This is a genomic window from Enterobacter sp. AC1, from assembly GCF_050434705.1.
GTDB lineage: Bacteria > Pseudomonadota > Gammaproteobacteria > Enterobacterales > Enterobacteriaceae > Enterobacter > Enterobacter cloacae_L.
The window spans coordinates 430,528-454,538 of record NZ_JBNDIZ010000003.1 but is presented as its reverse complement, the minus strand read 5'-3'; the positions used below and the strand labels follow the sequence as shown (position 1 = coordinate 454,538).

General features: G+C 59.5%; 22 protein-coding genes. 17 read left to right on the top strand and 5 right to left on the bottom strand.

The features are described from left to right. Positions 1-8: 8 nt before the first annotated feature. The 6 genes from nuoI to nuoN all read left to right on the top strand — a co-directional run bounded on the left by nuoI (position 9) and on the right by nuoN (position 6,323). Positions 9-551: an NADH-quinone oxidoreductase subunit NuoI gene (nuoI, locus tag M2433_RS11845; RefSeq protein ID WP_003861491.1), complete on the top strand. Its 543-nt coding sequence runs from the start codon at positions 9-11 to the stop codon at positions 549-551. A gap of 10 nt (positions 552-561) precedes the next feature. Further along, on the top strand, positions 562-1,116 hold the full coding sequence (gene nuoJ, locus M2433_RS11840) for an NADH-quinone oxidoreductase subunit J (protein ID WP_047346614.1): 555 nt from the start codon (positions 562-564) through the stop codon (positions 1,114-1,116). Continuing rightward, positions 1,113-1,415 (top strand): NADH-quinone oxidoreductase subunit NuoK, encoded by a 303-nt coding sequence (gene nuoK / locus M2433_RS11835; RefSeq protein ID WP_003861496.1) that lies wholly within the window; start codon positions 1,113-1,115, stop codon positions 1,413-1,415. The genes nuoJ and nuoK overlap by 4 nt, the downstream gene beginning before the upstream one ends. After that, positions 1,412-3,253 carry an NADH-quinone oxidoreductase subunit L gene (nuoL, locus tag M2433_RS11830; RefSeq protein WP_032659160.1) on the top strand — a complete coding sequence of 614 codons (1,842 nt, stop codon included), beginning with the start codon at positions 1,412-1,414 and terminating at the stop codon, positions 3,251-3,253. Before nuoK ends, nuoL begins: the two co-directional genes overlap by 4 nt. 76 nt (positions 3,254-3,329) lie before the next feature. Next, complete coding sequence (gene nuoM / locus M2433_RS11825; RefSeq protein WP_023312532.1) at positions 3,330-4,859, top strand: NADH-quinone oxidoreductase subunit M; 1,530 nt, start codon at positions 3,330-3,332, stop codon at positions 4,857-4,859. Positions 4,860-4,865: 6 nt separating this feature from the next. Next, positions 4,866-6,323 (top strand): NADH-quinone oxidoreductase subunit NuoN, encoded by a 1,458-nt coding sequence (nuoN, locus tag M2433_RS11820; protein ID WP_429054211.1) that lies wholly within the window; start codon positions 4,866-4,868, stop codon positions 6,321-6,323. A 91-nt stretch (positions 6,324-6,414) separates the two neighbouring features. Here nuoN and M2433_RS11815 read toward each other — a convergent pair whose 3' ends face one another. Together M2433_RS11815 and rbn are read right to left on the bottom strand one after the other, a co-directional pair. After that, positions 6,415-7,419 (bottom strand): chemotaxis protein, encoded by a 1,005-nt coding sequence (locus tag M2433_RS11815; protein ID WP_032643418.1) that lies wholly within the window; start codon positions 7,417-7,419, stop codon positions 6,415-6,417. 64 nt (positions 7,420-7,483) lie between these two features. Next, positions 7,484-8,401 carry a ribonuclease BN gene (gene rbn / locus M2433_RS11810; protein ID WP_429054214.1) on the bottom strand — a complete coding sequence of 306 codons (918 nt, stop codon included), beginning with the start codon at positions 8,399-8,401 and terminating at the stop codon, positions 7,484-7,486. Between the two features lie 71 nt (positions 8,402-8,472). On the opposite strand from rbn, the gene M2433_RS11805 reads away from it, so the two are divergent. The 10 genes from M2433_RS11805 to M2433_RS11760 all read left to right on the top strand — a co-directional run bounded on the left by M2433_RS11805 (position 8,473) and on the right by M2433_RS11760 (position 18,338). Then, the gene (locus tag M2433_RS11805; RefSeq protein ID WP_429054215.1) at positions 8,473-8,934 is read left to right on the top strand and encodes a GNAT family N-acetyltransferase; all 462 of its coding nucleotides are present in this window, start codon (positions 8,473-8,475) and stop codon (positions 8,932-8,934) included. 53 nt (positions 8,935-8,987) lie between these two features. Next, on the top strand, positions 8,988-9,293 hold the full coding sequence (gene elaB / locus M2433_RS11800; RefSeq protein WP_008500219.1) for a stress response protein ElaB: 306 nt from the start codon (positions 8,988-8,990) through the stop codon (positions 9,291-9,293). A gap of 86 nt (positions 9,294-9,379) precedes the next feature. After that, the gene (gene menF / locus M2433_RS11795) at positions 9,380-10,675 is read left to right on the top strand and encodes an isochorismate synthase MenF (protein WP_429054216.1); all 1,296 of its coding nucleotides are present in this window, start codon (positions 9,380-9,382) and stop codon (positions 10,673-10,675) included. Between the two features lie 88 nt (positions 10,676-10,763). Beyond that, entirely contained in the window at positions 10,764-12,434 is a 1,671-nt protein-coding gene (menD, locus tag M2433_RS11790; protein ID WP_429054218.1) for a 2-succinyl-5-enolpyruvyl-6-hydroxy-3-cyclohexene-1-carboxylic-acid synthase, read from the top strand. After that, entirely contained in the window at positions 12,431-13,207 is a 777-nt protein-coding gene (gene menH / locus M2433_RS11785) for a 2-succinyl-6-hydroxy-2,4-cyclohexadiene-1-carboxylate synthase (protein WP_429054220.1), read from the top strand. The genes menD and menH overlap by 4 nt, the downstream gene beginning before the upstream one ends. Continuing rightward, complete coding sequence (gene menB, locus M2433_RS11780) at positions 13,204-14,061, top strand: 1,4-dihydroxy-2-naphthoyl-CoA synthase (RefSeq protein ID WP_014832749.1); 858 nt, start codon at positions 13,204-13,206, stop codon at positions 14,059-14,061. Before menH ends, menB begins: the two co-directional genes overlap by 4 nt. Then, the gene (gene menC, locus M2433_RS11775; protein WP_429054222.1) at positions 14,061-15,026 is read left to right on the top strand and encodes an o-succinylbenzoate synthase; all 966 of its coding nucleotides are present in this window, start codon (positions 14,061-14,063) and stop codon (positions 15,024-15,026) included. The genes menB and menC overlap by 1 nt, the downstream gene beginning before the upstream one ends. Further along, positions 15,023-16,384, top strand: coding sequence for an o-succinylbenzoate--CoA ligase (gene menE / locus M2433_RS11770; RefSeq protein WP_429054223.1), 1,362 nt, complete (start codon positions 15,023-15,025; stop codon positions 16,382-16,384). The genes menC and menE overlap by 4 nt, the downstream gene beginning before the upstream one ends. A 121-nt stretch (positions 16,385-16,505) precedes the next feature. Further along, positions 16,506-17,045 carry a YfaZ family outer membrane protein gene (locus tag M2433_RS11765; RefSeq protein WP_059312833.1) on the top strand — a complete coding sequence of 180 codons (540 nt, stop codon included), beginning with the start codon at positions 16,506-16,508 and terminating at the stop codon, positions 17,043-17,045. Positions 17,046-17,138: 93 nt separating this feature from the next. After that, a complete protein-coding gene (locus tag M2433_RS11760) occupies positions 17,139-18,338 on the top strand; it encodes a nicotinamide mononucleotide deamidase-related protein YfaY (RefSeq protein WP_429054225.1) in 1,200 nt (399 codons plus the stop codon). 33 nt (positions 18,339-18,371) lie between these two features. Here M2433_RS11760 and glpC read toward each other — a convergent pair whose 3' ends face one another. From glpC to glpA, 3 genes are read right to left on the bottom strand one after another with little or no spacing between them, the layout of a single operon-like run. Further along, complete coding sequence (glpC, locus tag M2433_RS11755) at positions 18,372-19,562, bottom strand: anaerobic glycerol-3-phosphate dehydrogenase subunit GlpC (protein ID WP_429054226.1); 1,191 nt, start codon at positions 19,560-19,562, stop codon at positions 18,372-18,374. Continuing rightward, a complete protein-coding gene (glpB, locus tag M2433_RS11750; protein WP_429054227.1) occupies positions 19,559-20,776 on the bottom strand; it encodes a glycerol-3-phosphate dehydrogenase subunit GlpB in 1,218 nt (405 codons plus the stop codon). Before glpB ends, glpC begins: the two co-directional genes overlap by 4 nt. Next, positions 20,766-22,394, bottom strand: coding sequence for an anaerobic glycerol-3-phosphate dehydrogenase subunit A (gene glpA / locus M2433_RS11745; protein ID WP_429054229.1), 1,629 nt, complete (start codon positions 22,392-22,394; stop codon positions 20,766-20,768). The genes glpB and glpA overlap by 11 nt, the downstream gene beginning before the upstream one ends. A 255-nt stretch (positions 22,395-22,649) precedes the next feature. Between glpA and glpT the strand changes: the two genes are divergently transcribed. Next, a complete protein-coding gene (glpT, locus tag M2433_RS11740; protein ID WP_059312828.1) occupies positions 22,650-24,002 on the top strand; it encodes a glycerol-3-phosphate transporter in 1,353 nt (450 codons plus the stop codon). The last annotated feature ends 9 nt before the right edge of the window (positions 24,003-24,011 follow it).

Genomic DNA, 24,011 nt, shown 5'->3' with positions numbered 1-24,011 from the left:
TATAGACCATGACCTTAAAAGAATTACTGGTAGGCTTCGGTACCCAGGTACGCAGTATCTGGATGATCGGCCTGCACGCGTTTGCCAAACGCGAAACCCGGATGTACCCGGAAGAGCCGGTATATCTGCCGCCGCGCTACCGTGGCCGTATCGTGCTGACGCGCGACCCGGACGGTTCCGAGCGCTGCGTTGCCTGTAACCTGTGTGCGGTAGCGTGCCCGGTAGGCTGTATCTCTCTGCAGAAAGCAGAGACGGTAGACGGCCGCTGGTACCCTGAGTTCTTCCGCATCAACTTCTCACGCTGCATCTTCTGCGGTCTGTGTGAAGAAGCGTGCCCAACCACGGCGATTCAGCTGACTCCAGACTTCGAGCTGGGTGAGTACAAGCGTCAGGACCTGGTGTACGAGAAAGAGGATCTGCTGATTTCCGGTCCGGGTAAATACCCGGAATATAACTTCTACCGGATGGCGGGTATGGCAATCGACGGCAAAGATAAAGGCGAAGCAGAGAACGAAGCTAAGCCTATCGACGTCAAGAGCCTGTTACCGTAAGGAGAGGGCAATGGAATTCGCTTTTTATATCTGTGGCCTTATCGCCATCCTGGCTACGCTGCGAGTGATTACGCACACCAATCCGGTGCATGCGCTGCTGTACTTAATCATCTCGCTGCTGGCCATTTCCGGGGTGTTCTTTGCGCTTGGCGCGCACTTCGCCGGTGCGCTGGAAATCATCGTCTACGCCGGGGCCATTATGGTGCTGTTCGTGTTCGTGGTGATGATGCTGAACCTGGGCGGCTCTGAAATTGAGCAGGAACGTCAGTGGTTAAAACCGCAGGTGTGGATTGGCCCGGCAATCTTGTCGGCCATCATGCTGGTGGTGATCGTTTACGCCATTCTGGGCGTAAACGATCAGGGCATCGACGGAACGCCAATCAGTGCTAAAGAGGTCGGTATCACGCTCTTTGGCCCATACGTTCTGGCGGTTGAACTGGCCTCAATGCTGCTGCTGGCAGGTCTGGTTGTTGCTTTCCACGTTGGCCGCGAAGAGCGCGCTGGCGAGGTGCTGAGCAACCGCACTGACGACCGCGCGAAAAGAAAAACGGAGGAGCGCGCATGATCCCCTTAACACATGGACTGATCCTCGCTGCGATTTTATTCGTTCTGGGTTTGACCGGTCTGGTTATCCGCCGCAATCTGCTGTTTATGCTGATCGGCCTGGAAATCATGATTAACGCCTCCGCGTTGGCCTTCGTGGTCGCCGGAAGCTACTGGGGCCAGACCGATGGTCAGGTGATGTACATTCTCGCCATCAGCCTTGCGGCTGCCGAAGCGAGTATTGGCCTGGCGCTGTTACTGCAGCTCCATCGTCGCCGCCAGAACCTGAACATCGATTCAGTAAGTGAGTTGCGTGGATGAACATGCTTGCCTTAACCATTATTTTTCCGCTGATTGGCTTCGTGCTGCTGGCGTTTTCTCGCGGCCGCTGGTCTGAGAATCTGTCTGCGACCGTGGGCATTGGCTCAATCGGTCTGGCTGCGCTGGTGACGGCGTATGCGGGTATCGACTTCTTTAACAACGGACGTCAGCCATTCAGCGTTCCGCTGTGGACCTGGATGTCGGTCGGTGATTTCAACATCGGCTTCAACCTGGTGCTGGATGGTCTTTCGCTGACCATGCTCTCCGTGGTCACTGGCGTCGGCTTCCTGATCCACATGTTCGCTTCCTGGTACATGCGCGGTGAAGAGGGTTACTCCCGCTTCTTCGCCTACACCAACCTGTTTATCGCCAGCATGGTGGTTCTGGTCCTGGCCGATAACCTGCTGCTGATGTATCTGGGCTGGGAAGGCGTGGGTCTGTGTTCTTACCTGCTGATCGGTTTCTACTATACCGATCCGAAGAATGGCGCGGCGGCCATGAAAGCGTTCGTCGTAACCCGCGTGGGTGACGTCTTCCTAGCCTTCGCGCTGTTCATTCTTTACAACGAACTGGGCACGCTGAACTTCCGCGAAATGGTGGAACTGGCGCCGGCGCACTTCGCCGCAGGCAACAACATGCTGTGGTGGGCAACGCTGATGCTGCTGGGTGGTGCCGTGGGTAAATCCGCGCAGCTGCCGTTGCAGACATGGCTGGCCGACGCGATGGCGGGCCCAACCCCTGTCTCCGCGCTGATCCACGCCGCGACCATGGTCACCGCGGGTGTCTACCTGATTGCGCGTACCCATGGCTTGTTCCTGATGACTCCGGAAATTCTGCATCTGGTGGGTATCGTCGGTGCGGTTACGCTGGTGCTGGCAGGCTTTGCCGCGCTGGTGCAGACCGACATCAAACGCGTTCTCGCGTATTCCACCATGAGCCAGATTGGTTACATGTTCCTCGCGCTGGGCGTTCAGGCGTGGGACGCAGCCATTTTCCACCTGATGACGCACGCGTTCTTTAAAGCGCTGCTGTTCCTCTCATCCGGTTCCGTGATCCTGGCCTGCCATCACGAGCAGAACATCTTCAAGATGGGCGGACTGCGTAAGTCCATCCCGCTGGTGTATATCTGCTTCCTGGTCGGCGGCGCGGCGCTGGCGGCACTGCCGCTGATTACCGCGGGCTTCTTCAGTAAGGACGAAATCCTTGCGGGTGCCATGGCGAATGGTCATATCAATCTGATGGTTGCGGGTCTGGTCGGTGCATTCATGACCTCCCTGTATACCTTCCGTATGATTTTCATCGTATTCCACGGTAAAGAACAAATTCACGCTCACGCAGGGAAGGGGATTACCCACCACCTGCCGCTGATTGTGCTGCTGGTACTGTCCACCTTCGTTGGCGCGATGATTGTGCCACCGCTGCAGGGCGTACTGCCAGACACCACCGAGCTTGAGCACGGTCGCGTTCTGACGCTTGAAATCACCTCCGGCGTGGTCGCTATCGCGGGCATCCTGATCGCTGCATGGCTGTGGCTGGGCAAACGTACGCTGGTGACTGCCGTGGCCAACAGTGCGCCAGGCCGTCTGCTGGGCACCTGGTGGTACAACGCGTGGGGCTTCGACTGGCTGTACGACATGATCTTCGTTAAGCCGTTCCTGGGCATTGCGTGGCTGCTGAAGCGCGACCCGCTAAACAGCCTGATGAATATCCCGGCGATCCTCTCCCGCTTTGCAGGTAAAGGCCTGCTGTACAGCGAGAACGGTTATCTGCGCTGGTATGTGGCGTCCATGAGCATCGGTGCGGTTGTCGTGCTGGCGCTGCTGATGGTGTTGCGTTGATCGTTAAGTGAATTTTATTCGAATTCGTTGAAAATCAGGCCCCTGCTGGGGGCCTTAAAAAGGAATGTAAATCGCCATGTTACTACCCTGGCTAATATTAATTCCCTTCATCGGCGGCTTCCTGTGCTGGCAGACTGAACGCTTTGGCGTGAAGATGCCGCGCTGGATCGCGCTGATCACCATGGGATTGACGCTCGCGCTTGGTCTGCAACTCTGGTTGCAGGGTGGCTACTCTCTGACCCAGTCTGCGGGCATTCCGCAGTGGCAGTCTGAGTTTATCCTGCCGTGGATCCCACGTTTCGGCATTACGATCCACCTGGCGATTGACGGTCTGTCGCTGCTGATGGTGGTGCTGACTGGTCTGCTCGGCGTTCTGGCGGTACTCTGCTCCTGGCGTGAAATCGAAAAATACCAGGGCTTCTTCCACCTGAACCTGATGTGGATCCTGGGCGGCGTTATCGGCGTGTTCCTTGCCATCGACATGTTCCTGTTCTTCTTCTTCTGGGAGATGATGCTGGTGCCGATGTACTTCCTGATCGCGCTGTGGGGCCATAAGGCGTCCGACGGTAAAACGCGTATCACGGCGGCAACCAAGTTCTTCATCTATACCCAGGCGAGTGGTCTGGTGATGCTGATCGCTATTCTGGCGCTGGTGTTTGTTCATCACAATGCGACCGGCACCTGGACCTTCAACTACGAAGACCTGCTGAAGACCCCGATGTCGCACGGCGTTGAATACCTGCTGATGCTGGGCTTCTTCATCGCGTTCGCGGTGAAAATGCCGGTGGTTCCTCTGCACGGCTGGCTGCCAGACGCGCACTCTCAGGCGCCAACAGCGGGTTCCGTTGACCTGGCGGGCATCTTGCTGAAAACGGCGGCCTACGGTCTGCTGCGTTTCGCACTGCCGCTGTTCCCGAATGCCTCCGCTGAGTTCGCACCGATTGCCATGTGGCTGGGTGTGATCGGTATCTTCTACGGTGCCTGGATGGCCTTCACGCAGTACGACATCAAGCGTCTTATTGCCTATACCTCCGTTTCCCACATGGGCTTCGTGCTGATTGCCATCTACACCGGCAGCCAGCTGGCGTACCAGGGCGCGGTTATCCAGATGATTGCGCACGGTCTGTCCGCAGCCGGCCTCTTCATCCTGTGCGGCCAGCTGTACGAACGTCTGCATACTCGCGACATGCGTATGATGGGCGGCCTGTGGAGCAAAATTAAATGGCTGCCAGCGCTCTCCATGTTCTTCGCGGTTGCCACCCTGGGGATGCCGGGCACCGGTAACTTCGTCGGCGAATTTATGATTCTGTTCGGCAGCTTCAAAGTGGTACCGGTGATTACCGTGATCTCCACCTTTGGTCTGGTGTTCGCTTCCGTGTACTCGCTGGCGATGCTGCATCGCGCTTACTTCGGTAAAGCGAAGAGCGAAATTGCTGCACAAGAACTGCCGGGGATGTCGCTGCGTGAGCTGTTCATCATCCTGCTGCTGGTCGTGCTGCTGGTGCTGCTGGGCTTCTTCCCGCAGCCGATTCTGGATACCTCGCACAGCGCGATGGGTAACATCCAGCAGTGGTTTGTTAATTCTGCTTCTACTACAAGGCCGTAATTCGCCATGACAATAACTCCACAACAACTGATCGCGCTGCTACCGCTGCTGATCGTCGGATTGACGGTGGTGGTTGTGATGCTCTCCATTGCGTGGCGACGCAATCACTTCCTGAATGCCACGCTGTCGGTCATCGGCCTGAACGCCGCGTTAGTCTCTCTCTGGTTTGTTGGCCAGGGTGGGGCGATGGACGTCACCCCGCTGATGCGCGTTGACGGTTACGCCATGCTGTATACCGGTCTGGTTCTGCTGGCGAGCCTGGCAACCTGTACCTTTGCGTATCCGTGGCTTGAAGGCTACAACGACAATAAAGAAGAGTTTTACCTGCTGGTTCTGATTGCCGCGCTGGGCGGCATTCTGCTGGCGAACGCGAACCACCTGGCCGCGCTGTTCCTCGGCATTGAGCTGATCTCTCTGCCGCTGTTCGGTCTGATTGGTTACGCCTTCCGTCAGAAGCGCTCTCTGGAAGCCAGCATCAAGTACACCATCCTGTCTGCGGCGGCCTCCTCGTTCCTGCTGTTTGGTATTGCGCTGCTGTACGCACAGTCCGGTAATCTCTCCTTCATGGCGCTCGGCAAGAGCCTCGGCGACGGCATGCTGCATGAGCCGCTGCTGCTGGCGGGTCTGGGCATGATGATTGTTGGCCTTGGCTTCAAGCTCTCTCTGGTTCCGTTCCACCTGTGGACGCCAGACGTCTACCAGGGCGCTCCGGCTCCGGTGTCGACCTTCCTGGCGACGGCGAGCAAAATCGCTATCTTCGGGGTGGTGATGCGTCTGTTCCTGTACGCACCGGTGGGTGACAGCGAAGCGATTCGCGTGGTGCTGGGCATCATCGCTTTCGTCTCCATCATCTTCGGAAACCTGATGGCGCTGAGCCAGACCAACATCAAACGTCTGCTGGGCTACTCGTCTATCTCTCATCTGGGCTACCTGATGGTGGCGCTGATTGCGCTGCAGAGCGGTGAGATGTCGATGGAAGCCGTGGGCGTGTATCTGGCCGGTTACCTGTTCAGCAGCCTCGGCGCGTTCGGCGTGGTGAGCCTGATGTCCAGCCCGTACCGTGGTCCGGATGCCGATTCACTGTTCTCCTACCGTGGTCTGTTCTGGCACCGTCCAATTCTGTCCGCGGTGATGACCGTGATGATGCTCTCTCTGGCGGGTATCCCGATGACGCTGGGCTTCATCGGTAAGTTCTACGTGCTGGCCGTCGGTGTGCAGGCGCACCTGTGGTGGCTGACCGCGGGCGTGGTTATCGGCTCCGCGATTGGTCTGTACTACTACCTGCGTGTGGCAGTGAGCCTGTACCTGAGTGCACCTCAGCAGCTCAACCGTGATGCCCCAACCAACTGGCAGTACAGCGCCGGCGGTATTGTGGTGCTCATCTCCGCACTGCTGGTGCTGATCTTCGGTATCTATCCGCAGCCGCTGATTGATATCGTGCAGCGAGCGATGCCGTTAATGTAAAAACAAAAACCCGCCTCGGCGGGTTTTTTTATGGTTTTCGCCCTCTCCCTGTGGGAGAGGGACGGGGTGAGGGCACCAGCCCGCACCAGACTTAAGCCAGCTGCTTCCTGCTTATAAGCGGCCCGTCAATCTTCTTCATCGAGCGGTCCAGCACTTCCTCAATCACCGACGACAGCTCGTTCAGCTCAAACTTCGCCACGTAACCGTCCGCCTTCACCTTACGAATATGATCTTCGTTGGCGTTGCCGGAAAGGGAAGAGTGGATCACCACCGGAATGTCTTTCAGGAACGGGTCGGTTTTGATTTTACGCGTCAGCGTAAAGCCGTCCATCTCCGGCATTTCGAGGTCGGTCAGCACCAGAGCGATCTTATCGGTGATCGGCACCCCTTCAGCCTGCGCCTGTGCCGCCAGCACGCCAATTTTTTCCCACGCCTCTTTACCGGTGATATGCAGCTGCGCCGGTATCTCCATCGCCTGCAGGCCTTTCTCCAGCATCGAACGCGCGACTTTGGAGTCTTCCGCGACGATGGCGACAGCGCCTGGCTTAATATGGAATTTGGTGGTCTTCAGGTTTGTGGCGTGCAGATCGTGATTGGCCGGGGTGATGTCATACAGGATCTGCTCAACGTCCAGCACCATTGCCAGATCGTTGGTATCGGTCTTCTCGTCCAGGCAGGCTATGCTGGTGATATAGCGGCCGCTGACGGCGGTTTCCGCCGCGTGCACCTGCTTCCAGTCCAGACGCATGATGTTCTCAACCGATTCCACGGCAAACGCCTGCACGCTGCGGGCATATTCGGTGATCAGCAGAATGTTCAGCCCGGTCGTGGGCTTACAGCCCGCTACGGCGGCCAGATCGATCACCGGAATCACCTGATCGCGAATATTCACCATTCCCATCAGCGGTGATTTCATCCCTGCGGGTTTCGTGAACTCCGGCATCGGCACAATTTCGCGCAGCTTAAAGACGTTAATGCCAAACAGCTCGGATTTATTTTCGTTAAGAGAGGTGCCCAGACGGAACAGCAACAGTTCAAAACGGTTCGACAGGGTCAGATTCGCCCTGTCATCAATATCTTTCTGGAAATTATCCATTCTACCCTCGAGAGAAATGCTGACCTTTTAATCGTTATCGGCATCCTGAGAGAAAAATGAAGGACTAAACGCTGACCTGAGCGAAATCTTCGGCCAGCTCACATTCCGGGAACAGCGCGCGGCACTCCGCCAGCAGGCTTGCGCATCCCCGCGCGTCGTAGCGTGAACTGACGTGGGTGACGATGAGCCTCCCGACGCCCGCGTCACGGGCAAGCTGCGCCGCCTGACGCGTGGAGCTATGGCCACGGCTGTTGGCTTTCTCTTCCATTGCCGCTTCAAGCGTGGCTTCGTGCACCATCACGTCCACGCCCTGGGCCAGCGTGAGCGCCGCCGGGCACGGGGCCGTGTCGCCAAAAATCACCAGTTTTTTGCCGGGTTGCGGTGCGGCGAGATAATCCTGGCCGTTAATAACGCGCCCGTCCTCCAGCGTGACGGTCTCTCCGTGCTTCAGGCGCTGGAACAGCGGCCCGGGCTTAACGCCATCGGCCATTAGCGCGGCGGCATCCAGCGCGCCGGGTTTGTCATGCGCCTCAATGCGGTAGCCATAGCACTCCACGGGATGATTGAGCGGTTGGGCGGTGACGATATAATCCCCGTCATCGAAAACCAGACCGTCGCTAATCTCAACGACCTCCAGCGGATAATCCGTCCACGAGCCGCTCAGGCGCAGCGTGGTTTCAACAAATTCTCCCACACCCGCAGGCCCATAAATCGTTAGCGGGTTGGCATTACCGGCCATTGAGCGGCTGCACAGCAGACCGGGCAGGCCAAAGAGATGGTCGCCATGCAGGTGAGTGATAAAGATTTTATCCAGCTTGCCCGGGTGATAAGCGGTATGTAATAGCTGATGCTGCGTCCCTTCACCACAGTCAAACAGCCATAGCCCGCCGCGGGTTGGGTGCTTAAGATCCAGCAGAATCGCCGTCACATTTCGTGAGCGGGTTGGCACGCCAGCGGACGTACCCAGAAAAATCAGTTCCATAACGCAATCAGCCCTTTGCCGAACGGGGAGGGGTTTAGTATAACGTGATGAACCCCAGGAAGGAGAATGACATGATCCAGTGGCAAGATTTACACCATAGCGACCTCACCGTACATTCGCTCTACGCGCTGCTTAAACTGCGCTGTGAAGTATTTGTTGTAGAACAGACCTGCCCGTATCAGGACATCGACGGCGATGACCTTGTCGGCGAGAACCGTCATATCCTCGGCTGGCGCGATAACGGGCTGGTCGCGTATGCGAGGATTCTGAAAAGCGAAGACGATTTTGAGCCTGTCGTCATTGGCCGCGTCATCATCAGCGGCAAGGCGCGCGGTGAAAAACTGGGCTACCAGCTTATGGAAAAAACGCTGGAAGCGTGCCAGAAACAGTGGCCGGACAAGGCGTTATACCTGGGCGCGCAGGCGCACCTGCAGTCGTTCTATGCCCACTTTGGCTTCGCGCCGGTAACGGAAGTGTATGACGAAGATGGCATTCCCCACATCGGCATGGCGCGGGAAGTGAAACAGGCGTAATGGCGACGCGTTGGCTATAGTTAGCGGACTGGTGTACTAACATGGAGAAAACTATGTCATTTCAATCCTGGGATACCCGTATCGATGACGATCTGGCCTTACTGAGCGAAACGCTGGAAGAGGTGTTACGTTCTTCGGGCGACCCTGCCGATCAGAAATATATTGAGCTAAAAGCCCGTGCCGAACAGGCGCTGCATGAGGTCAAAAACCGCGTCAGCCATGCGTCTGATACCTATTACTACCGCGCCAAAAAAGCGGTTTATCGTGCTGATGATTACGTGCATGAAAAGCCGTGGCAGGGTATTGGCGTAGGCGCCGCTGTTGGCCTGGTTCTCGGCCTGCTGCTGGCCCGTCGTTAAGCCGCTTAACCACTCCCTATACGTGGGTACTGCTATTTATGGTCAGTACCCCGTATAATACGAGGTTTTAACAGGGAGAGGTTCGCGTGAATTCGATTTTCCTCGCGCTGGAGCATCTGCGTACCCAGCTTACGCAAGCGTTCCCCGCAGCACCCGGCATACGTCATTTCGACGTCTCTTTCCCGTTAAACGATGCCTTCGATCCCCTTGCCTGGCTGGGGGCGCAGCAGTGCTATCCTCAGTTTTACTGGCAGCAGCGTAACGGCGATGAAGAGCTGGCTGCGCTGGGGGCGGTTGCCCATTTTTCATCTCTGGCGATAGCCTCGCAGTTTTTGCGCGAGCAAAATGCGGCAGGTGATACCCGAATCTGCGGCCTGAACGCCTTTAACCCGGAGCAGGGCAGCCTCTTTTTACCCCGTCTGCTCTGGCGACGCTCGGCCGGAAACGCCACGCTGCGCCTGCAATTATGGAGCGATCGCTCGCTTCAGGACGACGCCTTTGCCGCTCGGGATTTTTTACAGCAGCTCCAGCCAGCCAGGCCTATCCGCCCGCTGGCCGTTCAGGTTGAGCGCGAAACCCATCAGCCGCAACAGGCCGAATGGCTGAGACTTGTCCGCAGGGCGACCGAAACCATCGCGGGCGGTGATTTTGAGAAGGTCGTCCTTGCGAGGGCCACCGATCTTCAGTTTACACAGCGCATTAATCCCGTCGCGCTGATGGCGGCCAGCCGCGCCCTGAATTTACATTGCTACCATTTCTGCATGGTATTCGACGCCGGTAACGCCTTTCTCGGCTCAACGCCCGAGCGTCTCTGGCGGCGGCGCGGCAGGCTGCTGCGCACGGAAGCGCTGGCGGGCACGGTTGCCAGCCACGCTGATGATAAACAAGCGCAGCGTCTGGGCGAGTGGCTGCTGAATGACGATAAAAACCAGCGCGAAAATATGCTGGTTGTGGAAGATATCTGTCAGCGTCTTCAGCACCACACGCAGACGCTTGAGGTACTGCCAGCCCAGGTGGTGCGCCTGCGTAAAGTGCAGCATTTGCGCCGCTGTATCTGGACAGAACTCAAGCAGGCCGATGATGAGCAGTGTCTTAACATGCTGCAGCCAACCGCGGCCGTCGCCGGATTGCCGCGACAGCCTGCACGCGAGTTTATCCAGAAGGTTGAACCCTTTAACCGCGAGTGGTACGCCGGTTCGGCCGGGTATTTATCGCCCGATCAAAGTGAGTTCTGCGTGGCGTTGCGCTCCGCCCGCGTGCTGGAGGATTCCCTGCGGCTTTACGCCGGCGCCGGCATTGTCAGCGGGTCTGACCCGGAGCAGGAGTGGCAGGAGATTGAAAATAAAGCCGCCGGATTGCGCTCTCTGCTCCTAAGGGATTAATACTGATTCGCGCAATCCCGATTCACATCAAAATTCCAATTTTTTCTATTATTTATACTGTGTCGCATTCTTGATACCGGACAATCTCATGTCAGTAAGTTCTTTTAACCGACGCTGGGCGGCGGTGATCCTTGAAGCCCTGACGCGCCATGGCGTCAGGCACGTGTGTATTGCACCGGGTTCTCGCTCAACGCCGATGACGCTGGCGGCCGCCGAAAACCGGGCGTTGATTCATCACACCCACTTTGATGAACGCGGCCTTGGCCATCTGGCGCTGGGCCTGGCGAAAGCCAGCAAAGAACCTGTGGCGGTGATTGTCACCTCCGGTACCGCGGTGGCAAACCTCTATCCGGCGCTGATTGAAGCCGGGTTAACCGGTGAAAAGCTGATCCTGCTCACCGCCGATCGCCCCCCTGAGCTTATCAACTGCGGCGCCAATCAGGCGATTCGCCAGCCGGGACTCTTTGCTTCACATCCGTCGCAGACGATTTCGTTACCGCGTCCCACCCAGGATATTCCGGCAAGCTGGCTGGTTTCCACCGTCGATCACGCCATGGAGACGTTGCGCGGCGGGGCGTTGCACATCAACTGCCCGTTTGCCGAGCCGCTGTACGGTGAGCTGGACGACACGGGTCTGGAATGGCAGCACGCTCTCGGTGACTGGTGGGAGAGTGAAAAACCGTGGCTGCGCGAGCAGACGCATCTTGAGAGCGCAAAACAGCGCGACTGGTTCTTCTGGCGGCAGAAGCGCGGCGTGGTCATCGCCGGGCGCATGAGCGCCGCTGAAGGCAAGCTGGTCGCGGAATGGGCGCAAACGCTCGGCTGGCCGCTGATTGGGGACGTGCTTTCCCAGACCGGTCAGCCGCTGCCGTGCGCCGACCTCTGGCTGGGTAATGCGAAAGCGGTTACCGAGCTGTCGCAGGCGCAGATTGTGGTTCAGGTGGGCTCGAGTTTGACCGGCAAGCGGTTACTGCAGTGGCAGGCTACCTGCACGCCGGAAGAGTACTGGCTGGTGGATCCGCTGGAAGGGCGGCTCGACCCGGCGCACCATCGCGGTCGTCGCCTGGTCAGCCGTATTGACGCCTGGCTGACGCTCCATCCGGCGGAAAAGCGCAAACCCTGGGCGGTGACCCTCCCGGACCTTTCGCGTCAGGCGTGGGAGCTGACCAAAGCGCACTGCGACGCGTTTAGCGAGGCCGGGCTGGCGCACCGTATTCGCCAGCTTCTACCTGAGCAGGGGCAGCTGTTTGTCGGCAATAGCCTGGTGGTGCGCCTGATTGACGCCTTTTCGAAGCTGCCTGCCGGCTACCCGGTTTACAGCAACCGCGGCGCCAGCGGCATCGACGGGCTGATTTCAACGGCGGCGGGCGTACAGCGCGCCAGCGCGAAATCGACGCTGGCGATCGTGGGCGATCTCTCCGCGCTCTACGATCTCAACGCGCTGGCGCTGCTGCGTCAGGCGTCAGCCCCGTTTGTGCTGATTGTGGTCAACAACAACGGCGGGCAGATTTTCTCCCTTTTGCCCACGCCGCAGAGCGAGCGCGAGCGCTTCTATCTGATGCCGCAGAACGTACACTTCGAGCACGCCGCGGCGATGTTCAGCCTTAAATACCATCGCCCTGAAAGCTGGGAACAGCTGGATGACGCGCTGGGCACCGCCTGGAAACAGCCCGGTGCGACGCTGATTGAGCTGGTGGTGAATGATGCAGACGGTGCGCAGATGCTGCAAAGCCTGCTGGCGCAGGTGAGCCAGCTGTGAACCTCTCGGGCGTGCAGCAGGCCGGCAAGCCGGGCTATCCCTGGCTGGTCTTTTTGCACGGCTTTTCCGGGGACTGCCGCGAGTGGCAGAAGGTCGGTGAAAAACTCAGCGACTACCCCCGGCTGTATCTGGATCTGCCGGGTCACGGTGGATCCCGAGATTTTAGCGTGATGGGGTTTGAGGAGATGAGTACGCTGCTCGCCCAAACCTTGCTTAGTTACAACATACTCAAGTTCTGGCTCATCGGGTACTCCCTCGGCGGCCGCATTGCGATGTTTCATGCCTGCCAGCAGCCTGAGGGGCTGCTGGGCGTGATGGTTGAGGGCGGGCATCCGGGCCTGCAGGATGCCGAAGCGCGAAATGCGCGGCTGGCCTCTGACCGCCGCTGGGCGAGACGTTTTCGCACCGAACCGCTAAGTAAGGTATTCGCTGACTGGTATCAACAGCCCGTTTTTGCCTCACTCACGGATGCCCAGCGCGAGGCGCTGGTTACCCTGCGCAGCCAGAACAGCGGCGCGGCGCTGGCGATGATGCTTGAGGCGACGTCGCTGGCCGTGCAGCCCGATTTGCGTGCCGCGCTTGGGGCACGCCATTTCTCTTTTAATTACCTCTATGGCGAACGCGATGAGAAGTTTGCGGCCCTTGCCGCTGAGCTGAACGCCGTTCGCCATGTCATTCCCAACGCCGGACACAACGCCCACCGGGAAAATCCCGATGCGGTTACCGCGAGTCTGGCTCAGATACTGCGTCTTCGTATAAAGGACATTCCATGATCTATCCTGATGAAAACATGCTCTATGCACCGGTTGAATGGCAAGACTGCTCCGAAGGCTACACCGACATTCGCTACCATAAATCCACCGACGGCATTGCCAAAATCACCATTAACCGTCCGCAGGTGCGCAACGCCTTCCGTCCGCTGACCGTTAAAGAGATGATTCAGGCCCTGGCGGATGCGCGCTACGACGACAATATCGGCGTGATTGTCCTGACCGGCGAAGGCGAGAAGGCGTTCTGCTCCGGCGGCGATCAGAAAGTGCGCGGTGACTACGGCGGATACCAGGACGATGCGGGCACGCACCACCTGAACGTGCTCGATTTCCAGCGCCAGATCCGTACCTGTCCGAAACCGGTGGTGGCGATGGTGGCAGGCTACTCCATCGGTGGCGGTCACGTGCTGCACATGATGTGTGACCTGACCATTGCGGCAGAGAACGCCATCTTCGGCCAGACGGGCCCGAAAGTCGGATCCTTCGACGGCGGCTGGGGTGCCTCCTACATGGCACGCATCGTCGGGCAGAAAAAAGCCCGTGAAATCTGGTTCCTGTGCCGTCAATACAACGCTCAGGAAGCGCTGGATATGGGCCTGGTGAATACCGTGGTACCGATTGCCGATCTCGAAAAAGAGACCGTACGCTGGTGTCGCGAAATGCTGCAAAACAGCCCAATGGCGCTGCGCTGCCTCAAAGCCGCGCTCAACGCCGACTGTGACGGTCAGGCGGGTCTGCAGGAGCTCGCGGGCAACGCCACCATGCTGTTCTACATGACCGAAGAGGGTCAGGAAGGGCGCAACGCGTTTAATGAAAAACGCCAGCCGGACTTCAGCAAATACAAACGGAACCCGTAATGCGTCGCGCGCAGGTTTACCGCTGGCAGATACCGATGGACGCGGGCGTGGTGCTGCGTGAACGGCGGTTAAAAACCCGTGACGGCTTCTTCGTGCATCTGCAGCAGGGCGAGCGGGAAGGCTGGGGCGAGATTTCGCCTCTGCCGGGCTTTAGCCTCGAGTCGCTGGAGGACGCGCAGGCTGCATTGCTGGCGTGGACGGCAAGGTGGCGTGAGGGCGAGAACCCGGCGTTATCGGACGTGCCTTCCGCGGCTTTTGGTATCAGCTGCGCGCTGGCGGAGCTGGACGGCAGCCTGGCTGAAAAGGCTAACTACCGCGCGGCACCGCTCTGCACGGGAGACCCGGACGAACTCTTCGCGCTGCTCTCAGCCATGCCGGGCGAGAAGGTCGCGAAAATTAAAGTCGGCCTCTACGAAGCGGTGCGCGACGGCATGGTTGCCAACCTGCTGCTGGAGGCGATCCCCGATCTGCACCTGCGTCTGGATGCCAACCGCGCCTGGACGCCGCTGAAGGCGCAGCAGTTTGCGAAATACGTCAACCCGGCGTACCGCAGCCGCATTGCCTTCCTGGAAGAGCCGTGTAAAACCCGCGACGATTCGCGCGCGTTTGCCCGCGAAACGGGGATTGCCATCGCCTGGGATGAAAGCCTGCGCGAAGCGGATTTTGCCTTCGTTGCCGAACCCGGCGTCAGCGCGGTAGTGATTAAGCCGACGCTGACCGGCAGTCTGGCGAAGGTGCGCGAGCAGGTCGCGGCGGCGCACGCCGCAGGGCTGACGGCGGTGATCAGCTCGTCGATTGAGTCCAGCCTGGGGCTAACCCAGCTGGCGCGTATTGCCGCCTGGTTAACGCCGGACACGGTGCCTGGCCTCGATACGCTGAACCTGATGCAGGCCCAGCTTATCCGCACGTGGCCAGACAGCGCGCTGCCGTGCCTCGGCACCGAGGCGCTGGAGCCGCTGCGATGAGTTTTACCGACTGGCCCTGGCGGCACTGGCGCGCGCTGTCTGCCGATAAGCCTGCCCTGAGGCTTAACGACGAGACGCTTACCTGGCAACAGCTGTGCGCGCGCGTCGACAGCCTTGCGGCGGGGTTTCACCAGCAGGGCGTGGAGGAGGGCGACGGCGTGCTGCTGCTGGCCTATAACCACCCGCAAACCCTGCTGGCGTGGCTGGCGCTGCTCCAGTGCGGAGCGCGTATCCTTCCCGTTAATCCGCAGCTGCCGCGCCCGCTGCTGGACGTGTTGCTTCCCCAGATGACCCTGCGCTTTGCGCTGGTGCTGGATGGTCTCTACGACGGTCTTCCTCCCCTGAACATGCGCGAGCGCGCGGGTGAATATCGCGCCGCGTGGCAGCCTGCGCGGCTGGCGTCCATGACGCTGACCTCCGGCTCTACCGGTCTGCCTAAGGCGGCGGTGCATACCTGCGAGGCCCATCTGGCCAGCGCGCGCGGCGTGCTGGCGCTGATGCCCTACGGAGATGACGACGACTGGCTGCTTTCGCTGCCGCTGTTTCACGTTTCCGGTCAGGGTATTTTATGGCGCTGGCTGCTGGCCGGCGCACGGTTAACCGTGCGCGAGAAACAGCCCCTGGCGCAGGCCTTGCGCGGCTGTACGCACGCCTCGCTGGTGCCGACCCAGCTCTGGCGTCTTCTGAATACCGAAAGCCACATTGCCCTGAAAGCGGTTTTGCTTGGCGGGGCGGCCATTCCGGTAGAATTGACGCAAAAGGCGAGAGAGCAGGGAATTCGCACCTTCTGCGGTTACGGCCTGACCGAGTTTGCCTCTACCGTCTGCGCGAAAGCGGCGGACGGCGAGCCGGACGTGGGCAGTGCCCTGCCGGGTAGAGAGGTACAGGTCGTTAACGGTGAAGTCTGGATCAGGGCGCAAAGCATGGCCTCAGGCTACTGGCGCGACGGCGCGCTGATGCCGCTGACCAATGCGCAGGGATGGTTCGCCACCCGCGATCGCGGCGAGCTGAATAACGGTCGCCTGACGATTCTGGGCCGCATGGACAATCTCTTTTTTAGCGGCGGAGAAGGGATCCAGCCGGAAAGCCTTGAGCGGGTTATCGCCCGGCATCCGCAGATTAACCAGGTATTTATCGTTCCGCTGGACGACGCCGAGTTCGGGCAACGTCCGGTGGCGGTGGTGGAGTGTGAGCCGGGAACGGATATCGCCTGTTTTCCCGACTGGGTCAGGGATAAGCTGGCGCGTTTTGAGCAGCCCGTCCGCTGGCTGCTGCTGCCGACCGAGCTTAAAAATGGCGGCATTAAAGTTTCGCGTCGCGCGCTGCAGCAGTGGGTGAACGCATCGCTGAAAGGATAATAGCCGTTTCAAACAGTTACAATCTATCGACCTGCCGCACGCAGAGTGCTTGATCCCCGGAAGAGTCAGGTTAAAATCTCGCGGTTTTGGGACTTCTTATAAAATGTGCGGGATCGCGACAATGAAAAAAGTGGCATTAATGGGCTTCGGCCTGATGGTTGTTTCTGCGGCGGCTAACGCTATTAGCATTAACGGCTCGGCGGGTCAGGACTACACCCACCTGGGCTTTGGCATGGGTACAGAGACCTCCGGTCTGGCGATGACCGGTGGCTGGACGCATAACGATGACGACGGCGACGCGGCCAGCCTCGGCCTGGGTCTTAACGTTCCTCTCGGCCCGTTCCTGGCGACCGTCGGCGGTAAAGGTATCTATACCAACCCAAATGACGGTGACGAAGGATACGCGGCGGCAGTGGGCGGCGGCCTGCAGTGGAAAATTGGCGACAGCTTCGGCCTGTTTGGCGAGTACTACTATTCTCCGGACTCCCTCTCCAGCGGTATCGAAAGCTATGAAGAGGCCAACGCCGGCGCGCGCTGGACTATCATGCGTCCGATTACCATCGAAGCAGGCTATCGTTATCTGAACCTGGCCGGCAAAGACGGCAACCGCGACAACGCGCTGGCCGACGGCCCGTACGTGGGCGTTAGCGCAGGCTTCTAATCACTCCGGCGCGGCATTCTGTCGCGCCAGTTTCTCTCTTCTCCACCCCGCGTTTGCGCTATAGTGTTTTGACCAAATTAGCGGGAGAACATAATGATTAACGTGGAGATGTTATCCACCGGCGACGAAGTGCTGCATGGCCAAATTATTGATACCAATGCTGCCTGGCTTGCCGATCTTTTCTTTGAGCAAGGATTACCGTTAACGCGCCGCAACACGGTGGGCGACAATCTTGAGTCACTGGTCGCTATTCTGCGCGAGCGCAGCGAACACTGTGACGTGCTGATTGTGAACGGTGGGCTCGGCCCCACCAGCGACGATCTCAGCGCGCTGGCTGCCGCGACCGCAAAAGGCGAAGGGCTGGTGCTGCACGAGGCGTGGCTTTCGCAGATGGAGCGCTTTTTCTCCGAACGCGGCCGCATCATGGCCCCCAGCAACCGCAAGCAGGCTGAAATCCCCGCCAGCGCGGAGCTGGTCGATAACCTGGTCGGCACCGCGTGCGGGTTTGCCATGCAGTTGAACCGCTGCCTGATGTTCTTCACGCCGGGCGTGCCCTCAGAATTTAAAGTGATGGTCGAGCAGCAGATCCTGCCGCGCCTTCGCGATCGTTTTACCCTGCCGGAACCCCCGCTTTGCCTGCGTCTGACCACCTTTGGCCGCTCGGAAAGCGATCTGGCTCAGAGCCTCGACCACCTGGCACTGCCGCCGGACGTGTCCATGGGGTATCGCTCCTCCATGCCGATCATTGAACTTAAGCTTACCGGTCCGGCCACGCAGAAAGAGGCGATGCTGGCCCTGTGGCCTGAGGTGCAGCGCGTGGCGGGCGAAAGCCTAATTTTTGAAGGCACGGAAGGGCTTCCGGCGCAGATTGCGAAGCATCTGCAGTCGCGCCAGCTGAGCGTGACCTTAAGCGAGCAGTTCACCGGCGGCCTGCTGGCGCTGCAGCTGTCGCGCGTCAACGCGCCGCTGCTGGCCAGCGAAGTGGTGCCGTTCCAGCAGGAAACGCTGGCGCAGACCGCCCGCTGGGCTTCTGAAAGAAGGGTGAAACATTTTGCCGGCCTGGCGCTGTTTGTCGGGGGGCTGGATGAGGAATACCTTAACTTCGCGCTGGCCACGCCGGAAGGCACCTGGGCGCTGCGGGTAAAAATGAGCATCACCCGCCACAGCCTGGCGGTGCGTCAGGAGGTTTGCGCCATGATGGCGTTGAACATGCTGCGCCGCTGGTTGAATGGTAAAGAGGTTGCCAGCGAGCACGGCTGGATCCAGGTGGTCGAGTCGCTGTTCGTTGAATAAAACCCGTGCCGGGGCCTTTCGCCCCGGCACCGTTCAGCCCAGCGCCTTCGCCAGCAGGGTAATCGGATGTTCACAGCGCTTGCTGGTGGACATCTCAATCTGCCACTTGCAGGTTTCGCAGTCGGTCACCACGATATCCGCGCCGCTCTCTTCAATCTGGCGAAACAGCGGGGCGCCAATCGCCTGTGACGTTTCGTAGTTCTCACGCTTGAAGCCGTAGGTTCCCGCAATCCCGCAGCAGCGCGAATCCAGCACCGTCAGCTCAAGGCCCGGAATCAACCGCAGCAGTTCAAGCGTATAGAGCGACCAGCCCATTTTTTCCATATGACACGGCGTGTGGTACACCACTTTCAGGGGGAGTTTTCCCAGCGGCAACGTCTGCCCGCTATCCAGTTTGCGCCACAGGAAACGCGTTGCCAGCTCGATGTGCTCGCGTAGCCCGCTGTTATCGACGTCCAGCAGATGCGGGTACTCGTCGCGCAGGGTGAAGGTGCAGGTGGACGAGGTCGCCAGCACCGGAATACCCTTGTCGACAATGGCTTCGCGCAGGGAGGTGACGTTGCTTTTTGCCTGCCTGCGCGCTTTATCGGTAAACCCGTTGGCAATCAGCGGTACGCCGCAGCACTTCTCCTTGTTCAGTAGCTGGACGCCCGTTCCCATGGCGTTCAGCACCTTCAGCAGATCTTTACCCAGCTGCGGGTGGTTGTAATTCACATAGCAGCCGTGGAAAAAGGCCACCTGGTCGGCGTATTGGGCCTGCTCCGCGGCGACGGACCTGTACCAGCGGCGGAAGGTGCCGTGAGAGTATTTCGGCAGGATGCGGTGATGGTCTATCTTGAGCGTGGCATCCAGCAGCTGGCGCACCGGTTTGAGAGAGGTCGCCGCGTTGACCAGCGGGGCAAAGGGCGTAGAGATGCTGCCCATCAGGTCGGTGTGGCTCAGAATGGCGTCCCGCAGCGTCGGCTTTTGCGTGCCGTAGCGCGCCCGGGCGCGCTGGATGATATCGCCGATTTTAACATCCGACGGGCAGGCCACCTCGCAGCGTTTGCAGTTGATGCAGTATTTCAGCGCCTCGTCGTACAGCCTGCCGTCCTTCAGGCGCAGACGCTCGCCGTCCGGCCCGGCCTGTTTCGGGCCAGGGTAGCGGGGATTGACGCCGCTGACCGGGCAGACGGTGGTGCAAACCGTGCATTTGATGCAGCTTTCGAAACGGGTGTCGTTCATTGTGCAACCTCCGTGCGCTGGATAATCTGCTCTGCCACATACAGCGCCGTGACGGCGCAGACGCCGCCACCGCATCCCTGAGCGATCGGGTCGTATCCGCCCAGCAGCGAGCCGATGACAAAGAGATTGCGGACGGGCCTACCGGAAAGCTGCGGGTGTAGCTGGTTATCGACAATTACGCCGAACTGTTGCCAGGGCTGAGGCGAGAAGAAATCACTCTGATACCAGTCCGCGCGGGAGGCGCTTTGCCGGACATCCAGCCCCATAATGGCTTCCCGAATGCCCTCCCGGCTGCTCAGCAGTCCGTTACTGAAGAAACTGCCGCTTGCCAGCACCGTATAGCGGGCGCGAAGCGGAATATCATCGTGGTTGCGCGTCCAGACTTCGCTCACCGCGCCGTCCGTCAGGGTGATTTTTTTCACCTCATCACCCGCCATCCAGACGCCGCCCTGCGCAACAAACTGGCGCTGGAGCTGGGTATGCAGGCGAATACCCGGTACGGAAGGCGGCAGCGTTGGCAGCAGGCCGAGCGTGCAGGGCAGTCGGTCCGAGAGCCAGCGCCAGAGCCGGTTGTCGCGTAAGCCAAAGCAGGCGGGCATCAACAGCGCGTCGCAGCTTTCGCCGAGCGGCCTGAGCGCGTCATACAGCAGCGGCCACTTATCTTCGTTATCGAGGAAACGGGCGATATTCACCGCGCGAAACTCGCTCGGGTTGTCGCGCAGAACATCAAGTTCGGGCAGCTCTATCTCTGCCGTTTCGGCGTTAACGCCCTGGCGGCAAAGCGATGCCGCCGCGAGATGGGGCTGAAAATCAAGAAAACCGCTGATACCCACTACCCGCACGCGCGCGGCGCTGAACGGGGCAACGGGCACCTCCTCCGGACTGAGCCAGGCGGAACGCAGGGTACCGAGCGGCGTGACGCGCTGATGATTTTGCCTGGCGCTCCCCTTCATGCGCGCGCCGCAGTCCGCCAGTAGCGCTTCGGTTTCCAGCGCAAAGCGGTCAATATTATGCGCGCCGATCAGGTGATATGGGTGCTCCGGCGGCAGCTTATCGCGGTACGTATCGTCCACCAGATCCAGCGAGCCCGACGAGAAGTGCAGGGCGCTCTGGCCTCGGGTGATAATGGCGCAGCGCAGCCCTCGCTTTGTGAGTTTGATGCCGCAGAGCAGGCCTGCCAGCCCGCCGCCGACAATCACGGTATCAAATTTCATCGCGTTGCTCCTTCTCAAGACCGCAAAGCCCCTGGTAAACCCAGCGGGTAAACTCGCTTTCACGCAGGGCATCTCCCCAGGCAACAGGCTGAATGCCTTTCCAGCGCTCGTTTAAAAACGCGCTGAGCTGATCGAGCGACTGGGTGGCGGTGGTGGTATGAAAACGCTGCAGCAGCCCGGCGGCACGACAGGCGCACAGCTCGCCCTGGCAGGTTCCCATTCCGACGCGGGTGCGGCGGCGGAGATCGAGCAGGCTATTGACCGTCAGGTTCTCCACCGCGTACTGCACTTCACCGGCGGTCACGGCTTCGCATTCGCATACCAGGCTGCGGCTCAGTCGCCCTTCGCCCAGCCAGGCCGGCGTTCTGTCGCCATGGCGATAGATGGCCGACCCGCGCAGGGGGGCGGGGAGGGAGATAATTTTTTGCAGCGTCTTCTCGGTGGACTGCCGCGAACCGGGCAGAGGCTGTTCTGCCGTTACGCACGGTTCGGTATTGCCCAGCTTGCGGCAGACGGCATCCGTTGCCCACTCCGCCATCAGACGGTAGGTCATCAGCTTGCCGCCGGTAATGGTGATAAAACCGTCCAGGCCGTCACGCGCGGCATGGTCGAGCAGCACGATGCCGCGGCTGACGTTACGCCCGCTTGGGTCGTTATCGCTGGCGACCAGCGGACGTACGCCCGCGTAGGCCCGCAGGATCCGGGTCTGCGCCATTACCGGGGCCAGTTTTTCCCCTTCGCGCAGCAGAATATCCACCTCTTCGGCGGTCACGCGGTTGTAATCAATCTCGCTGTAGTCCACGTGCGTTGAGGTGGTACCGATTAACGAAATGGTATCGCCGGGGACGAGGATGTCGGCATCGGACGGTTTGCGGCAGCGGTTAATCACGTGGTTATTAATGCGGTGGTCGAGGATCAGCAGGGAGCCTTTCGCCGGGAACATGCGAACCGAGAGCTCAGCGTATTCCGCAATGTGCTGCCCCCAGATCCCCGCGGCATTCACGACGACGGAGGCAAACAGCTCGCTGTGCTCATTGTATTGCGTGTCAAACACCCGCACGCCGCAGATGCGATGGCCTTCGCGGATAAGCCCGGTCACTTCATGCCCGGTCAGTATGCGCGCGCCATGCTCGCGGGCGTCCAGCATGTTGGCGGCGGTCAGGCGAAAAGGATCAACCGTACCGTCAGGCACTTTTACCGCGCCCGTCAGGGCCGGGTTGACGGAGGGTTCAATGCGCCGCGCGAGGGCCGGGTCGATAGCCTCGGCCTGAATTCCCGCCGCGCGGCAGGCGGTAATAAAGGGTGGCTGAAAGGCGAGATCGTCTTCGGGAAGCGTAATAAACAGACCGTCGGTCGGTTCAATACAGTGGCGGGCAATACGCCGCAGGATCTGATTTTCGGCGATACATTCGCGCGCGGATTCACCGTCGGTCACGGCGTAGCGGGCGCCGCTGTGAAGCAGTCCATGATTGCGGCCGGTAGCGCCCGTCGCTATGTCATGGCGCTCCAGAAGCGTGACGCTTAATCCCCGCAGGGCGCAATCGCGCGCGATGCCGGCGCCGGTTGCACCACCGCCAATGATAATCACATCGCTGTAACGAGGATCGTGAATTGTCATTGTCATCCCTCTGTGTTCGTTTTTTATCATTTAGCCACATGAAAACTGTGGTTTGTTTGATTTCGAACACAAACGAGCGAAATTCGAAAGTGAAACGTGATTTCATGCGCTTTTTTGCGCATTCTGTCATATTTCTGTAACAATCTGTGCGTTGATTCACAGTAACAATCACTGTGATTTCTTAACATCGCGACCTCTCTGGAGTATGGGGCAGTTAAACCCCTGTAAATTCAATTTTTGGCCACGGAGGCTGTCATGCTCAGTATCTTCAAACCTGCGCCGCATCGGGCGCGTCTGCCAGAGGCAGAAATTGATCCGCTATACCGCCGTCTGCGTTGGCAAATTTTCCTCGGGATCTTCTTCGGGTACGCGGCGTACTACCTTGTGCGTAAAAACTTTGCGCTCGCCATGCCGTACCTGGTAGAGCAGGGCTTTTCCCGTGGCGATCTGGGGTTCGCGCTGTCGGGTATTTCCATCGCCTACGGTTTTTCCAAATTCATTATGGGTTCCGTGTCCGACCGCTCGAACCCGCGCGTCTTCCTGCCGGCCGGCCTGATTCTGGCGGCAGCAGTCATGCTGTTTATGGGCTTTGTGCCGTGGGCAACCTCCAGCATTGCCGTCATGTTCGTGCTGCTGTTCCTCTGCGGCTGGTTCCAGGGAATGGGGTGGCCGCCGTGCGGACGCACCATGGTGCACTGGTGGTCGCAGAAAGAGCGCGGCGGTATCGTGTCGGTGTGGAACTGCGCGCATAACGTGGGGGGCGGCATTCCGCCTCTGCTGTTCCTGCTGGGGATGGCCTGGTTCAACGACTGGAAAGCCGCGCTGTATATGCCTGCCTTTGGCGCCATCGTGGTGGCGATTATTGCCTTCGCCCTGATGCGCGATACGCCGCAGTCCTGCGGCCTGCCGCCGATCGAAGAGTACAAAAACGACTATCCGGATGATTACAGCAAGGAGCACGAAGAAGAGCTGACCGCAAAGCAGATCTTCATGAAGTACGTCCTGCCGAACAAGCTGCTGTGGTACATCGCGGTAGCGAACGTGTTCGTTTACCTGCTGCGCTACGGCATTCTGGACTGGTCACCGACCTACCTGAAAGAGGTGAAGCACTTCGCGCTGGATAAATCTTCCTGGGCCTACTTCCTGTATGAATACGCTGGGATCCCGGGCACGCTGCTTTGCGGCTGGATGTCGGACAAGGTGTTTAAAGGCAACCGCGGTGCGACGGGCGTCTTCTTTATGACCCTGGTCACCATCGCCACCGTAGTGTACTGGCTCAACCCGCCGGGCAACCCGTCAGTAGATATGGCCTGTATGATCGTCATCGGCTTCCTTATTTATGGTCCGGTTATGCTGATCGGTCTGCACGCGCTGGAGCTGGCACCGAAGAAAGCGGCAGGCACGGCGGCAGGCTTTACCGGTCTGTTCGGCTATCTGGGTGGGTCGGTCGCGGCGAGCGCTATCGTGGGCTATACCGTTGACTTCTTCGGCTGGGACGGCGGCTTTATGGTGATGATTGGCGGTAGCGTGCTGGCGGTACTGCTGCTGATTATCGTGATGATCGGTGAGAAACGTCACCACGCGGAAGTGCAGGCACGTCGTCAATAAGGAGCATTG

What these genes read in the sequence shown, in the direction of transcription:
- M2433_RS11760 (WP_429054225.1), top strand. Translation starts at nt 17,139, where the DNA reads ATGATTAACGTGGAGATGTTATCCACCGGCGACGAAGTGCTGCATGGC.
- M2433_RS11815 (WP_032643418.1), bottom strand. Translation starts at nt 7,419, where the DNA reads ATGGATAATTTCCAGAAAGATATTGATGACAGGGCGAATCTGACCCTG.
- nuoK (WP_003861496.1), top strand. Translation starts at nt 1,113, where the DNA reads ATGATCCCCTTAACACATGGACTGATCCTCGCTGCGATTTTATTCGTT.
- glpB (WP_429054227.1), bottom strand. Translation starts at nt 20,776, where the DNA reads ATGAAATTTGATACCGTGATTGTCGGCGGCGGGCTGGCAGGCCTGCTC.
- menD (WP_429054218.1), top strand. Translation starts at nt 10,764, where the DNA reads ATGTCAGTAAGTTCTTTTAACCGACGCTGGGCGGCGGTGATCCTTGAA.
- nuoJ (WP_047346614.1), top strand. Translation starts at nt 562, where the DNA reads ATGGAATTCGCTTTTTATATCTGTGGCCTTATCGCCATCCTGGCTACG.
- rbn (WP_429054214.1), bottom strand. Translation starts at nt 8,401, where the DNA reads ATGGAACTGATTTTTCTGGGTACGTCCGCTGGCGTGCCAACCCGCTCA.
- menB (WP_014832749.1), top strand. Translation starts at nt 13,204, where the DNA reads ATGATCTATCCTGATGAAAACATGCTCTATGCACCGGTTGAATGGCAA.
- M2433_RS11765 (WP_059312833.1), top strand. Translation starts at nt 16,506, where the DNA reads ATGAAAAAAGTGGCATTAATGGGCTTCGGCCTGATGGTTGTTTCTGCG.
- M2433_RS11805 (WP_429054215.1), top strand. Translation starts at nt 8,473, where the DNA reads ATGATCCAGTGGCAAGATTTACACCATAGCGACCTCACCGTACATTCG.
- nuoI (WP_003861491.1), top strand. Translation starts at nt 9, where the DNA reads ATGACCTTAAAAGAATTACTGGTAGGCTTCGGTACCCAGGTACGCAGT.
- glpA (WP_429054229.1), bottom strand. Translation starts at nt 22,394, where the DNA reads ATGACAATTCACGATCCTCGTTACAGCGATGTGATTATCATTGGCGGT.
- glpC (WP_429054226.1), bottom strand. Translation starts at nt 19,562, where the DNA reads ATGAACGACACCCGTTTCGAAAGCTGCATCAAATGCACGGTTTGCACC.
- menC (WP_429054222.1), top strand. Translation starts at nt 14,061, where the DNA reads ATGCGTCGCGCGCAGGTTTACCGCTGGCAGATACCGATGGACGCGGGC.
- nuoL (WP_032659160.1), top strand. Translation starts at nt 1,412, where the DNA reads ATGAACATGCTTGCCTTAACCATTATTTTTCCGCTGATTGGCTTCGTG.
- nuoN (WP_429054211.1), top strand. Translation starts at nt 4,866, where the DNA reads ATGACAATAACTCCACAACAACTGATCGCGCTGCTACCGCTGCTGATC.
- menE (WP_429054223.1), top strand. Translation starts at nt 15,023, where the DNA reads ATGAGTTTTACCGACTGGCCCTGGCGGCACTGGCGCGCGCTGTCTGCC.
- elaB (WP_008500219.1), top strand. Translation starts at nt 8,988, where the DNA reads ATGTCATTTCAATCCTGGGATACCCGTATCGATGACGATCTGGCCTTA.
- glpT (WP_059312828.1), top strand. Translation starts at nt 22,650, where the DNA reads ATGCTCAGTATCTTCAAACCTGCGCCGCATCGGGCGCGTCTGCCAGAG.
- nuoM (WP_023312532.1), top strand. Translation starts at nt 3,330, where the DNA reads ATGTTACTACCCTGGCTAATATTAATTCCCTTCATCGGCGGCTTCCTG.